Genomic DNA, 13,394 nt, shown 5'->3' with positions numbered 1-13,394 from the left:
GCAGACTTTCCACATATTCTTTTCCTGTTTTGAGTGCCATTTTTTTATTCCTCCTTGTTACTTGGTGGCCAAATTTTGATAGCTTTCCAGACGCTCTTTGGCGTCCCGTTCCGCCTTGGCATACAGCTCCTCGGCCTTTTCAGGGAAGGACAGCTTCAAGGATGCATAGCGGTTTTCACCCAGCAGAAACTGCTGGAAATCTCCGGTGGGCGCTTTGGAATCCAGAATAAAGGGATTCTTTCCCTCCTCCTTCAACTGGGGATTGTAACGGTACAGATGCCAGTAGCCCGCTTCCACGGCTTTTTTCTCCTCCAACTGGCTCAGGCCCATACTGGCTTTCATTCCGTGCTCTATGCAGGGGCAGTAGCAGATGACGATGGACGGGCCGTCATAGGCTTCGGCCTCGCGGATTGCCTTCAATGTCTGGGCAGGGTCCGCGCCCATGGCCACCTGCGCCACGTACACGTAGCCGTAGCTCATGGCCATCAGGCCAAGATCTTTCTTCTTGGTGACCTTGCCACCGGCGGAGAACTTGGCGATTGCGCCCGCCGCTGTGGACTTGGAGGACTGCCCGCCGGTGTTGGAATACACCTCGGTGTCCAGAACCAACATATTGATGTTTTTGCCGGAGGCCAGCACGTGATCCAGTCCACCGTAGCCGATGTCGTAAGCCCAGCCGTCGCCGCCGAAGGCCCAGACGCTCTTTTTGGTCAGGAATTCCCGGTTGTCGCGGATAAACGCAGATTCCTCGCTGCCATCGCGCTCCAACGCAGAGAGCAGCGCGTCGCTGACGGTGCGGGACTCTTCGGCCAAAGTGCCCTTTTTGAGATAGGCCTCGCAGGCGTCCTTGGCGACGCCGCGCTCGGCCAGAGTGCTGACCTTTTCCACCAACTGGCGCTGAATGGCCTCCTGTCCCAGAAGGTAGCCGTAGGCATATTCCGCGTTGTCCTCAAACAGCGACATCGCCCAGGCGGGGCCGCAGCCGTTGCAGTCGGTGCAGTAGGGAGAGGAGGGGGTGGATCCGCCGTACGCGGAGGAGCAGCCGGAAGCGTTGGTGATGTACATATGGTCGCCGAACAACTGGGTCACCAGCTTGATGTAGGGCGTCTCGCCGCAGCCCGCGCAAGCGCCGGAGAACTCGAAATAGGGCTTTGCAAACTGGGAGTTTTTCACGGTCTTTGCGTTTACGGCATCTTTTTTGACGGTGGCCTGCTCCGTGGCGTAGATCCAGTTCGGGGCTTCCTTCCGCTGGCTTTCCAGAGGCTCCATGACCAGCGCCTTCTCCTTGGCGGGGCAGACGTTGGCGCAGCTTCCGCAGCCGGTGCAGTCATAGGGCGAAACCTGAATGCGGAACTGATACCGGTCGAGGCCCGCACCCGTGGCCTTTTTCGTTTCAAAGCCGACGGGGGCGACGGCCTTCTCCTCTTCATTCAGCAGGACGGGGCGGATGGCGGCGTGGGGGCAGACCAAAGAGCATTGGTTGCACTGGATGCAGGCATCCATCCTCCACGCGGGGATTTCCACCGCTGCGCCGCGCTTTTCGTATTTCGAGGTCCCGGAAGGCCATGTGCCGTCCTCCAGACCGTATTTTTTTAGGGTGGATACGGAGAGGCTGTCGCCCTCCTGCCGGTTCATCACCTCCACGACCTCCTGAATGAAGGCGGGAGCGCTGTTCTCCTTGGCCTCGTCCTGCGCGGTGAGCCAGGCGGCGGGAATCTGCACCGCGTGCAGTCCGTCTATGCCGTGCTCGATGGAGGCGTTGTTCATGTCCACCACGGCCTGGCCCTTCTTCTTGTAATAGGTCTTGTATATGGCGTCCTTCATTTCCGTCACGGCTGTTTCAATGGGAATTACGCCAGTGAGTTTGAAAAACGACGCCTGCAAAATGGTGTTGGTGCGGCTGCCCAACCCCAACTCGCGGGCGATTGCGATGGCGTCGATGATGTAAAGCTTCGCCTTCTTTTCAGCCAGAGTCCGCTTCATGGAGGCGGGCAGGTTCTTTTCCAGTCCCTCCTCATCCCAAGCGCAGTTCAGAAGGAAGGTACCGCCCTTCTTCAGGTTGCGCACCATGTCGTACTTGTTGACATAGGAGGGCGTGTGGCAGGCCACAAAGTCCGCGTTCCGCACCAGATAGGGCGAGCGGATAGACGCCTTGCCAAAGCGCAGATGGGACTGGGTCAGGCCGCCGGACTTTTTGGAGTCGTACACAAAGTACGCCTGACAGTGGAGGTCCGTTGCATGGCCGATAATCTTGATGGAGTTCTTGTTGGCACCCACGGTGCCATCGGAGCCCATGCCCCAGATCTCCACGTCGGTCTGGCCTGCGGGAGCGGTTTCGATCTCCCGGGCAACCGGCAGCGAGGTATGCGTCACATCGTCCACAATGCCGACGGTGAAACCGTTTTTGGGAGTCTCCTGCTTCAGGTTCTCATACACCGCCAGAATTTGACCCGGGGTGGTGTCCTTGGAGCTAAGTCCGTAGCGGCCGCCCACAATTTCCATGGGAATGCCCCGCTCCTTGTAAATGGTGCACACGTCCTGATACAGCGGCTCGCCCATTGCTCCGGGTTCCTTGGTGCGGTCCAGCACGGCAAGGCGCTTCGCGGTGGCGGGCAGGGCGGCGAGGAAGTGCTCCGCAGAGAAGGGGCGATACAGATGTACGTTCAGCAGACCGACCTTTTCACCCTGGGCGGTGAGGAAGTCCACGGCCTCCTTGGCGGTTTCGGCGGCGGAGCCCATCAGGATGATGACCCGGTCCGCATCGGGTGCGCCGTAATAATCAAACAGATGATACTCCCGGCCGGTGAGTTTGCCGATCTCCCGCATATAGCGCTCTACCGCTGCGGGAATCGAGGCAATCTTGTCGTTGCAGGCCTCGCGGCACTGGAAGAAGATGTCCGGGTTGACGGTGGTGCCTCGGGTGGCGGGGTGCTCGGGATTCAGGGAGTTTTTGCGGAAGGCCTTCAGAGCCTCCGTGTCCACCAGAGGACGCAGGTCCTCATAGTCCAGAGTCTCAATTTTCTGAATTTCATGGGAGGTGCGGAAGCCGTCGAAGAAATGCAGCACCGGCATACGGCAGTGAATGGCGGACAGGTGGGCGACGGCCCCTAAATCCATCACCTCCTGCGGGGAGGAGGATGCCAGCAGGGAAAAGCCCGTGCTGCGCACGCCCATCACGTCGGAGTGGTCGCCGAAAATAGACAGCGCGTGGACCGACAGGGTTCTGGCCGAAACGTGGAACACGCCCGGCAGCATCTCGCCCGCAATTTTGTACATGTTGGGGATCATCAGCAGCAGGCCCTGTGAGGCCGTGTAGGTAGTGGTCAGCGCGCCGGATTGGAGGGCGCCGTGCACCGTGCCGGCCGCGCCCCCCTCGGACTGCATCTCCACCACCTGAACAGGCTGGCCAAACAGGTTTTTCTTTCCGTTGGCCGCCCACTCGTCCACATGCTCCGCCATGGGAGAGGACGGCGTGATGGGGAAAATGCCCGCCACCTCCGTAAATGCATAAGAGACATACGCGGCGGCCTGATTTCCATCCATAATTTCCAGTTTCTTTGCCATGTTCTTTTCCTCCTTCTCAATGCCCCTCGATCAAAGTTTCCGTGCAGAACGCCATACAATTTTTAAAATTACACGCTATTCGCTGGATTGCATGCAATTATAGTTTTATGAATTCAAAATGTCAATATGTAAAGTTTTTTTCAGTGGAATCAATAAAACAGGCGGCAACTATCTGTGCAAAAATCCATGACTGCATTCAATTTTAAAAATTGAATAAATGAAAACCGATTGACCGAGTTGAGCAAATATTGTATACTATCGAAAACGAAACAATTGAACACAAAAGAGGGTGATTCCGATTTCTTCCCAAAGTGCAGCCGCATATGAGCGGATTAAAGACATGATTTTTCACATGGAGCTGCTTCCCGGAGCGCGCATTCCGGAGTTGCAGATTTCATCCAAGCTGTCCATCAGCAGGACGCCCATTCATGACGCGCTCCGCCGGCTGGAGGCGGAGGGGCTGGTGATCATCGGCCATAATCGCGGCGCGTCGGTTACGTGTTTTTCAGATGAGGAAATCCGCGAGATCGGAACTATCCGGCTGGCGCAGGATATTCTTGCAGCAGAGCTGGCAGCCCATTATGGCAGCGCAGCGGACTTTGAAGTCCTGTGTAATCTGGCGGACGTTTGTGAGCAGGCGGCCGCCCGGGGCGACGTTTACGAGCGGATCCGTACGGATTGCGATTTTCACCTGGCCATCTCCAAAATTTCCGGAAACTCCAGACTGATAAATCAGCAGTATGCGGTTTATCAGCAGATTCATCTCATTCAGATTTCCAAATACACGAATGTGGAGCACAGCCTTTTGCAGATTCATCACCACAGACCGATGGTGGAGGCGATACGCGGCGGAAGGCTGGACGAGGTCCGGGAGCTGATTTGCCAGCATACCAAGGATTTTTATCGCATCGACCCCTATTTGCTCAGGTGCTGGCGCAGGGAGCCCGGATCCGCGGAGGACTGATGCGGAAGAAGGGTCCACAGTTTGTTTGAGGAGGAATGAATCGGGTGAAAAGCAGTTCTCAAGCTTCCGCGGTGGCAAAACCCACCCGGCGGCAGATGCAGGCGATGCAGACCAAGCAAAAAATTTACGACGCGGCGGTCAAAGAAATTAACATAAAGGGGTTCCACAACGTCAGCATTGAGGATATTACCGCCGCAGCTCACGTGGCCAAAGGGTCGTTTTACACACATTTTTCGTCCAAAGAGGCCCTGGTGCTATACACATTTACACAGTCGGATGCGCTTTATAACGAGGCATATGAAAAAGTCAAGGAAATGGATTTTCTCTCCGGCGTGACCGCGTTTGTGCGCCTGACCTATCAGGAATACGAAAAGCGGGGGAAGGGAATTATCCGCGCCATGATTTCCAATTACTTTACATGGGAGGACCGTAATTTTTACGATCGGGACAGGCCCCTGTTGCAGTGCCTGAAAAAGCTGGTAGAGCGCGGCCAGGATGCGAATGTGCTTGACGCGGGCATAGCGGCCGAGCGGTATGTGTTTGATCTGCTGTCCACTATGATTGGCGTGGAGGTCCTCTGGTGCTTCGACAGCCAAGATATAAGCCTGACAGAGATGATTTCGGACGCCGTGGCGATGACGGCCCGGGGTATGTTGATTTAAAACGAAATCCTTTTGCTGAAAAAGCCCGCCCGATCAATCGGGCGGGCTTTTTATGACCAGAAAAACAGCACAAAAAAGCTGACGATTGCAAAACGATTTTCAAAATTGCAGTATCCTGTATAAATGCCGCTCTGTTTTTTATATAGTTTTACGGCTTTACAAATGGTGTGTCCGTTCATATAATGAACTAAAGTCATTGAATTATAGTCGATAAATTTCGCCGGAGATGTTTTCGGCGGCATTATGATGAGGAGGAACACATTATGGACATGAGTTATTTGAAAGACATGCCAATCGCAATTCTCGGCGGCGGCGCCGTGGGCAAGACAATGGCGGCGGACTGCGCACTGCAGGGCAAGGAGGTCCGGCTTTGGGACCAGCCCCGCTTTGCCAAAACCAACTTCCTGAACATTGAAAAGACCGGCATTACCCTGAGCGGCGCACAGTTCAGCTTCTTCGGCTTTAAACGCACCGGCACGGCGAAGGTGGCGCTGGCCACCGACGACATGGCTAGGGCCGTAAAGGGCGCGGGCATCGTGGTTGTGGCCACGGTGGCCGTGGCGCACGAGGATATCTTTCGCGAGCTGATTCCTCTGCTGGAGGACGGACAGGTCGTTCACATTCTGCCGGACAACTGCGGTACCTTCATTTTTCGCAAGCTGATGCGTGAGATGAACTGCACCACAAAGGTCATCGTTGGCGCATGGTACACCGCTCCCTACGGAATCCGGGTTGTGCGCCGGGGCGGCGTTGTGACCAACGAGTGCAAAGTGGAGACTCGTATTACCACGATTCGCGGCTGCGCTATGCCTGAAACCGACACCGACGCCTTTATGGCTTCTGCCTTCTACATCCCGGCCTTCGACGCCATTATCGACGCAGAAGGCGAGGTCACAATTTCCAAGACGGGGGAGGAGTTCCACCACGGCTTTGTTCGCGCCAACACAATTCTGGATGTGAACCTCTCCAATGTAAACCCGGTGATCCATGTGCCCGGCGCGGTTTTGGGCGCGGCTGTCATGCAGAACTTTGATACTGTCCTGGGGCAGGAAAAGAAGAACTACTCTCTGTACGGCTTTGCCCTATGCCCGGCCATTGCCGAGGTTCAGGCCAAATTCTGGGACGAGGAGAAGGCGCTGGCGAAGGAAATGGACATCGGCCTGTGCACCGTCAATTACGAGGACTTCTTCTCCCGCACCACCATGTATGGCAAAGAGTACATGGGCCCCGACTTTGCCGTTCCCTTCACCGAGCGGTACGAAAACTTCTATGGCGACGGTCCCTTTGATTTGGAAAACCGCTACATCACTGAGGACGTGCCCGTGGGCTGCTATCTGATGAGCCAGTTAGGCAAAAAATACGGCGTCGCCACGCCCGTCATCGACTCTATGATTCTGCTGGCCAGTACCATGATCAAGCGTGACTTGGACAAGGAGAGCAAGTACACTCTGGACTATCTGGAAATCGGCCACATGACCCATGAGCAGCTTCAAAAGTATCTGCGGGAAGGCGTCTTTACCGCGAAGTAAGAGGCTAAGGAGGAGGGGCCGCCGTCCCCCCGCAGCCTGAAACCCGCTTGTGCGCGGAGTGCAAACCTTCGTTTGCACTCCACGCATTTTTATGCCAAAGAAAGCGCCCGGTGGCGTTTCAATTTTCAAGAGGTGCAAAATTTTTGCACCTCTTGCTCTGCAAAAAGCGCAAAATTTTGCGCCTGTAGTAAATAGATGTTCTGTACAATAATATGGGTACGAGCTGTTCAAACTTGTGCAATTTGTAAAACTCCACAAAAGGCTTCTGCCAAAAGCCTGCCATCCGTTTATCTGGGGGCCGTTTTTTTCTGTTTTGCACAAATCTCGTCAGATTCACCGGATGTGCGCATTGCAGTGGCACTGGTTTTGCTGAGTAAGAGGGTACACATGAGGCGTGTGAGGGCGGAAGCGCAGCCCGAACCGTACAGAACAGGAACAGTCTGACAAGGAGGCTATCTGATTATGGAAAAGCAGTATATGCGGCGCATTGAGGCGCTGCGTCGGCAGTATCTGAGCACCCGCGTTGAAATGGACGTTTACAACGCCAAGTACCTCACGGAAGGGTTCAAGGAAAGCGAGGGGCAGCCATGGATTATTCAAAAGGCCATCGGCTATCAGAATCAGTGCCGCAAAAAGAACATTTACATTCAGGACAGCGAGCTGCTGGTGGGCGGCGTGGCGTTCAAGCCCCGGGCAGGCATTTTGTGCGCGGACAGCTCCGCAAGCATTATTGCCAACGAATTGGACACCATCAGCACCCGGCGCTTTGATCCCTTCTATCTCAGCGAGGAGGGCAAGCGGGTTTACACGGAGGACGTCCGGGATTACTGGAAGGATAAGTGCGTGCTGGACCGCTGGCGGAAGCTGGCGCCCGAGGACATGGAGACGCTGCGGGACAACGGTATTATCTATATCGACCGCAAGGCCGTCCGCGGCTACGGTGAAACCACCCCCAGTTGGACGATGGTTTTGCAAAAAGGCATCGCCGGAATCCGCAGGGAGGCGGAGGAGGCTCTGGCAAAGCTGGACGATTCTGTGCCTGGCGATCTGGAGAAGATGTTCTTCTACAAATCCGAGCTGATTGTGTGCGAGGGGATTATCACCCTGGCAAACCGCCACGCCGATCTGGCCGAGACGCAGGCCGCCTCCTGCGCCGATCCTGTCCGCAAGGCGGAACTGCTGAAAATCGCGGAAATCTGCCGCCGGGTGCCCGAGCATCCTGCCCGCACCTTCTATGAGGCGTGCCAAAGCATCCTCTCCTATGAATACGCCATTTTCATGGAGCAGAACGCATCTTCTTACAATTTGGGCCGTTTGGATCAATACCTGTATCCGTACTACAAGGCCGATCTGGCGGCCGGCATCCTGGATGAAGACAGCGCGCAGGAGCTGCTGGACTGCATGTGGATCAAGGTGGCGGAAATGAGTCTGTTCCAGGACGAGGTCACCGCCCAGTACGCCGCCGGGTATTGTATTACGGTTCAGACCAGCTGCGGCGGCATCGACCAATATGGAAACGACGCCACCAACGAGCTGTCCTACAAAATGATTCAGGCCACCATGGATGTGAAGTTCAAGGAGCCGAATCTCTCCGTTACCTACAGTCTGTCGAAAAACCCCGATTCACTGCTGCATAAGGCGGTGGAGGCCATCAGCATGGGGCTGACCATGCCCGCCATTTATTTCAACGACGTAGGGATCCGCATGATGCAGAACAAGGGCGTGCCCCTGAGCGAGGCTTGGGACTGGAATCCCTGCGGCTGCGTGGAAACAAACCTGTCCGGACGTATGAAGCAGTATACCGATATTGCCGATATCAACATGGGTGCGATGGTGGAGCTGGCGCTGAACGACGGCGTAAGCCGCATCACCGGAAAACAGGTGTCCGTATCCACCGGAAACCCCGCTGACTTCAAGACCTTTGAGGAGTTTTTCAACGCGGTCAAGACCCACATCAGCTATGTGGTAAACGTCATCGTCTCCGGCAACCAGTTGCTGGATTATCTCAGCATGAACTATCGAACCGTACCGGCCCTGTCCTTGGGGTTCCCCCAGTGCATGGAAACGGGGCTTGATTACAGCCAGCCCGGCGCCACCAAGTACTCCTGCGGCGGCGGAGTGATTACCGTGGGTCAGGCGGATATTGTAAACTCTCTGGCGGCTGTGAAATACATGGTGTATGACGAGAAAAAAATTACCATGAAGCAGCTTTGCGATGCGCTGAATGCCAACTTTGAGGGCTATGAGGACATCCGGGACATGTGCCTGTCCGCCCCTAAATACGGCAACGACGACGAGCGGGCTGACTTCTGCGTGGGCGAGGTGTTTTCCTATGTGGTGGATGAGTTCGAAAAATATCAGACCAAGTTTGGAAAAATGACCTGCGGCATGCTGCCGGTATCCGGCAACACGCCCATCGGCCAGTGGGTCGGCGCGCTGCCCTCCGGACGCAAGGCGGGCACTCCTCTCACCGACGGCATCGGTGCCACCGGCGGCACTGATGTGAACGGGCCCACCGCCCTGTTTAAATCCGTCAGCAGAATCCCCCATGCGCGCTATACACAGGGAACGCAGCTAAATCTGAAAATTGAGCCGGAGCTGATGACGGGCGAAACCGGCATCGCGCACATGATGAACATGATGAAGACCATGTGCACGCTGGACGTTTATCACGCCCAGATCAACGTAGTTGATAAGGAGACGCTGCTGGACGCTCAGGAGCATCCCGAGCAGCACCGGGACCTTTTGATCCGCGTCGCCGGGTACACGGCGTTTTTCGTGGAGCTGAGCCGGGAGACGCAAAACGAAATCATCGGCCGCACCGAAATCCGCGATTGGGCGGGCGTAAGATAAGAAATATGAAGGGAGCGCTGGGGCGCAATGGAGATATTTGAGCCAAACAGAGAGGGGACCGTCCTGCGAATAGAGCGTTCCTCCATTCACGACGGGGACGGCTTCCGCACCGTCGTATTTTTAAAAGGCTGCCCATTGCGCTGCCAGTGGTGCTCAACCCCGGAAAGTCAGTCCTTTGAAATCGAGCGGACCGACGCGTATTCCTACGGTGAAAAAATGACCGTGGGCCACGTGCTGCGGGAGGCGCGAAAGGACTCGCATTTCTACTTTATCTCCTCCGGCGGCGTTACGCTGTCCGGAGGAGAGGCCCTGGCGCAGCCGGAATTTTCTCTTGCGCTCTTAAAAAATTTCAAGGCTGAGTGTTTTAACACCGCCATAGAGACTTCCTTTTTTGCGCCGTGGGAAAAAATCAACGCGCTGCTGCCCTATACGGACACCGCGTATGTAGACCTGAAGCTGTTTACAAAGGAACGGCATCAGTGCTATTGCGGCGTGGATAATACGCGGATTCTGGAAAATATGACGCGTACCAACGATGTAAAAGACCAATTCCGTCTGGTGATCCGCACGCCTATCATCCCGGGGGTGAACGACGATGAGGAGGAACTGAAAAAGATCGGCGCGTTCTGCGCGGGGCTCACAAACTTGCATCACGTACAGCTGCTGCCTTATCACCGCCTGGGGACGGCGACCTATGAAAAACTGGGACTCGACTATCCCCTGAAGGGCGTCTTGCCGCCAAGCGCGGAGCGGATGGAGCATTGCCGGGACGTGATCGGACATTTTGTGGAGCGCGTGGTTTGAAAAGGCGCGGGCGCGGGGAGGGATCGTTCGCGCGTTCGCCCGGAGAGCTGAATTTACATAGCTTGGAGGATACGCCTATGAAACAAATGGTAGACATTCGCGTTTTTGACGAGTGCCGCGGCGCACATTCCCACGAGCATCCACAAATTCTCGTACCTCTGCGCCAGACCATGCGGGTCCTGGCGGGCGACGCCGAGTATGAGGTGACTCCTCAGGAGTTATGCTTTATCCCCGCTAAAATGCTTCACCGGTGCGATTATCTGGGAAAACTGCTGGCAATGAACCTGTCAGAGGATATGGCAGACAGTAAGGATGCGGTCCTGCTGTCCTCGCCCATGATTATTTCCATGCATGGGCAAATCCTCCAGCTTGTGGATTTGATTCAGGCCGAGCTGAAGCAGGACCCCGACAGCCGGTCGGTCCGGCATCTGTACGCCTATCTGTACAGCAAGCTGATCGAGAATTGTGCCGCGCCCTCAATCCGCTATATCGGAGAGCACTACGACCTGCCCATTACCGTTAATCAGCTTGCGGGAATCGAGCGATATAACGTGACCTATTACAATGGCTGGTTCAAGCAAAAGACGGGCTTTTCTCCCAGCTTTTATCTGCGCTGCATCCGAATCAACCGGGCCAAGGAGCTGCTGACAAACACCAGATACAGCGTAATGGAAATTGCGGTGATGGTGGGTTATAGCAGCAATTCCACCTTTACCCGCGCTTTTCACAGCGTCACCGGAATGACGCCGAAGGAATACCGGAGCTGCCCCTGCTTCCAACAAAGCATCGGATGAGCGCGGGTTACTGAAAAGCACCCCAAAAGGAAAAAGAGAGGAAACTTTCGAAAATGGAACAAAAGAGAAATGTGAAGATACGGCCGGTCGTGATGTCTGTCACGGTAATCCTATTTGTGGCAATGCTGATTGCCATTGTTGTAAACGCAACGGGCTTCTATAACGTGCTTAATAATATGGTCATGAACAACCTGATGTCGAACCTTGGGTGGTTCGTCAGCTTGGTCATGCTGTTCATGGTCATTTTATGCGTTGTCATCATGGTTACGCCCCTGGGCAAGATCAAGCTGGGCGGCCCCAATGCGAAGCCAAAGTTTACCTATTTGCAGTGGTTCGGAATCTCCCTGTGCACCGGTATCGGCGCAGGCGTGGTCTTTTGGGGTGCGGCGGAGCCGCTGCTCTTCGCCATGGAGCCCTCTCCCAGCACCGGGCTTCTCCCCGGCAGCAACGGTGCCGTGCTGTGGAGCATGCTGCATTGCTTTTTGCAGTGGGGGCTGACGCCTTATGCCAGTTGTGTGATTATGGGCGTGATTCTGTCCTATGCAATTTTGAACATGGGTGCGCCCTTTAAGGCCAGTTCCTGCCTGATTCCCATCTTTGGCAGGGATGTGATGAAAAGCCGCTGGTGCGACGTGTTTGATTCCGTTTCCACGTTTGCCCTCACCGGCGCCGTGGCCGGCGGCCTGGGCTATGGAGCCATGCAGCTCTCCGCCGCTGTTAAGGCGTTTTCCGGCATCGAGCCCAGCATGACAATCTACGCGGTGATTATTGTGGTGATGTTCTTCTGCTACAACGCATCCGCTCTCAGCGGTCTGCGCAACGGCATCACCAAGCTCTCTAACTACAATGTGCAGTTTTTCTTCATCCTGCTGTTTTTTGTGATTCTTGCGGGGCCCACGGAGTACATCTGCAACTTGTTTACTGAAAGTCTGGGCGAATATTTCAGCGAGTTTTTCGCCGCCAGCCTCTACACGGCCCCCTATCCGGACAGCGGCATGTGGCCCCAGAACTGGGACATGTACTGGTGGGTGGACTGGATGGCCTACGCTCCGCTGCTGGGCCTGTTCATGGTCCGCGTGGCCTATGGTCGCAGCCTGCGGGAGTTCATTCTGATTGAGTGGCTGTTCCCGGCCCTGTTCGGCATCGTGTGGTTCTCCGCCTTTGGAGGCACGATTCTTCACGCCCAGTTGTTTGAGGGCGTGGATTTTTACGGCATCTATCTCACCGAGGGCGCGGAGGCGCTGACGCTGTCCATGTTCAACGTGCTGCCGTTTTCCACGGTTGCAAAAATTGTGATGCTGTGCATCATCACCATCTCGCTGGTTACCCAGTGCGACTCCATGACCGTGACGCTGGCCAGTATGTGTGTAGAGGGGAGCGACGAGAACACTGAGGCTCCGGTTCCCCTAAAGCTGTTCTGGGGCCTTGTCTTCGCCGTGATTGCTCTGGTGTTTACCGCATTGGGCGGCATCAACGGCGTGAAGACCATCAAGTCCTTCTGTGGCGTTCCGCTGACATTTGTCTGCCTGTTTGTAATTTTGGGCTTCCTGCGCTATATGTCCAAGCGGCCCCGCAAAGCGGACGGAGGCTATGTGGACGAGGATAGCGTGGCCAACGCTCCCGACAACGGCCTGCCTCCGGCGGCGAAGAGCAAGATCAAATTTCTGGCAAAGCTGGGCTTCTGAAAAAGAAATTATAAAAAGCACGGTCCCCCGCCGGAGCGGGGGACCGCGCTTTTTTCCCGTAAAACACGGTTAGACAATGCCGCCCGTTTTTGCCGGGTCGATTTTATCCCGTTTGATACGATATTGCAGGTTTTGCCGGCTGATACCCAGCATCCGGGCCGTCTGGGTAATATTTCCGCCATTTGCCTGCAAGAGGCGCGTCAACTCATCTCTCCCCATTTTTGCGCCGCTTCCACCGATAATGGCGCTTTTGCGCTGCTCCGGCCATCCCGGCGCTTCTTCCGAATCCCCGTGAAGGATGTGGTCCGGAAGCATCTCCCGGGGGATGACCAGCGCGTCGTCCGGCAGGATGTTCATGGCGTATTCAATGGCATGCTGCAATTCCCGCACATTGCCGGGCCAGCTATAATTGCAGAGCCGCTCCATTGCGTCGGGGGAAAGTTCCTTGATATTCTTCATCATCTTTCGATTTAAAGACAGGACAAAGTGCTTGGCAAGCAGAGGAATGTCGCAGGCCCGGTCCCGCAAGGGGGGGATGG

The 13,394-nt window shown here is 55.6% G+C and carries 9 protein-coding genes; 7 read left to right on the top strand and 2 right to left on the bottom strand.

The window, feature by feature from the left end; genetic code table 11:
• Positions 1-57: 57 nt before the first annotated feature.
• Positions 58-3,564, bottom strand: coding sequence for a pyruvate:ferredoxin (flavodoxin) oxidoreductase (gene nifJ, locus RTK01_RS12225; RefSeq protein ID WP_312281246.1), 3,507 nt, complete (start codon positions 3,562-3,564; stop codon positions 58-60).
• Between the two features lie 289 nt (positions 3,565-3,853).
• Between nifJ and RTK01_RS12220 the strand changes: the two genes are divergently transcribed.
• The 7 genes from RTK01_RS12220 to RTK01_RS12190 all read left to right on the top strand — a co-directional run bounded on the left by RTK01_RS12220 (position 3,854) and on the right by RTK01_RS12190 (position 12,855).
• A complete protein-coding gene (locus RTK01_RS12220) occupies positions 3,854-4,528 on the top strand; it encodes a GntR family transcriptional regulator (RefSeq protein ID WP_312281245.1) in 675 nt (224 codons plus the stop codon).
• A gap of 35 nt (positions 4,529-4,563) precedes the next feature.
• On the top strand, positions 4,564-5,190 hold the full coding sequence (locus RTK01_RS12215; protein ID WP_312281244.1) for a TetR/AcrR family transcriptional regulator: 627 nt from the start codon (positions 4,564-4,566) through the stop codon (positions 5,188-5,190).
• A gap of 263 nt (positions 5,191-5,453) precedes the next feature.
• Positions 5,454-6,719 carry an NAD/NADP octopine/nopaline dehydrogenase family protein gene (locus RTK01_RS12210; RefSeq protein ID WP_312281243.1) on the top strand — a complete coding sequence of 422 codons (1,266 nt, stop codon included), beginning with the start codon at positions 5,454-5,456 and terminating at the stop codon, positions 6,717-6,719.
• Positions 6,720-7,181: 462 nt separating this feature from the next.
• Complete coding sequence (locus RTK01_RS12205) at positions 7,182-9,572, top strand: pyruvate formate lyase family protein (protein ID WP_312281242.1); 2,391 nt, start codon at positions 7,182-7,184, stop codon at positions 9,570-9,572.
• A gap of 27 nt (positions 9,573-9,599) precedes the next feature.
• Positions 9,600-10,376, top strand: a complete 777-nt coding sequence (locus RTK01_RS12200) for a glycyl-radical enzyme activating protein (RefSeq protein ID WP_312281241.1) — start codon at positions 9,600-9,602, stop codon at positions 10,374-10,376.
• Between the two features lie 77 nt (positions 10,377-10,453).
• On the top strand, positions 10,454-11,170 hold the full coding sequence (locus RTK01_RS12195) for an AraC family transcriptional regulator (protein WP_312281240.1): 717 nt from the start codon (positions 10,454-10,456) through the stop codon (positions 11,168-11,170).
• A 53-nt stretch (positions 11,171-11,223) separates the two neighbouring features.
• On the top strand, positions 11,224-12,855 hold the full coding sequence (locus RTK01_RS12190) for a BCCT family transporter (RefSeq protein WP_312281239.1): 1,632 nt from the start codon (positions 11,224-11,226) through the stop codon (positions 12,853-12,855).
• A gap of 69 nt (positions 12,856-12,924) precedes the next feature.
• Here RTK01_RS12190 and RTK01_RS12185 read toward each other — a convergent pair.
• Positions 12,925-13,394 (bottom strand): helix-turn-helix domain-containing protein (locus tag RTK01_RS12185; RefSeq protein WP_312281238.1); only part of this gene is annotated, 470 nt, incomplete at its 5' end.

The sequence above is a fragment of the Oscillibacter sp. genome (assembly GCF_031978065.1).
Lineage (GTDB): Bacteria > Bacillota > Clostridia > Oscillospirales > Oscillospiraceae > Oscillibacter.
Note: the sequence above shows the minus strand (reverse complement) of the source record. Positions and strands in the feature narration are given on the sequence as shown.

Coding starts and splice junctions, on each gene's coding strand:
- nifJ (WP_312281246.1), bottom strand. CDS start 3,564: ATGGCAAAGAAACTGGAAATTATGGATGGAAATCAGGCCGCCGCGTAT.
- RTK01_RS12215 (WP_312281244.1), top strand. CDS start 4,564: ATGAATCGGGTGAAAAGCAGTTCTCAAGCTTCCGCGGTGGCAAAACCC.
- RTK01_RS12210 (WP_312281243.1), top strand. CDS start 5,454: ATGGACATGAGTTATTTGAAAGACATGCCAATCGCAATTCTCGGCGGC.
- RTK01_RS12205 (WP_312281242.1), top strand. CDS start 7,182: ATGGAAAAGCAGTATATGCGGCGCATTGAGGCGCTGCGTCGGCAGTAT.
- RTK01_RS12200 (WP_312281241.1), top strand. CDS start 9,600: ATGGAGATATTTGAGCCAAACAGAGAGGGGACCGTCCTGCGAATAGAG.
- RTK01_RS12195 (WP_312281240.1), top strand. CDS start 10,454: ATGAAACAAATGGTAGACATTCGCGTTTTTGACGAGTGCCGCGGCGCA.
- RTK01_RS12190 (WP_312281239.1), top strand. CDS start 11,224: ATGGAACAAAAGAGAAATGTGAAGATACGGCCGGTCGTGATGTCTGTC.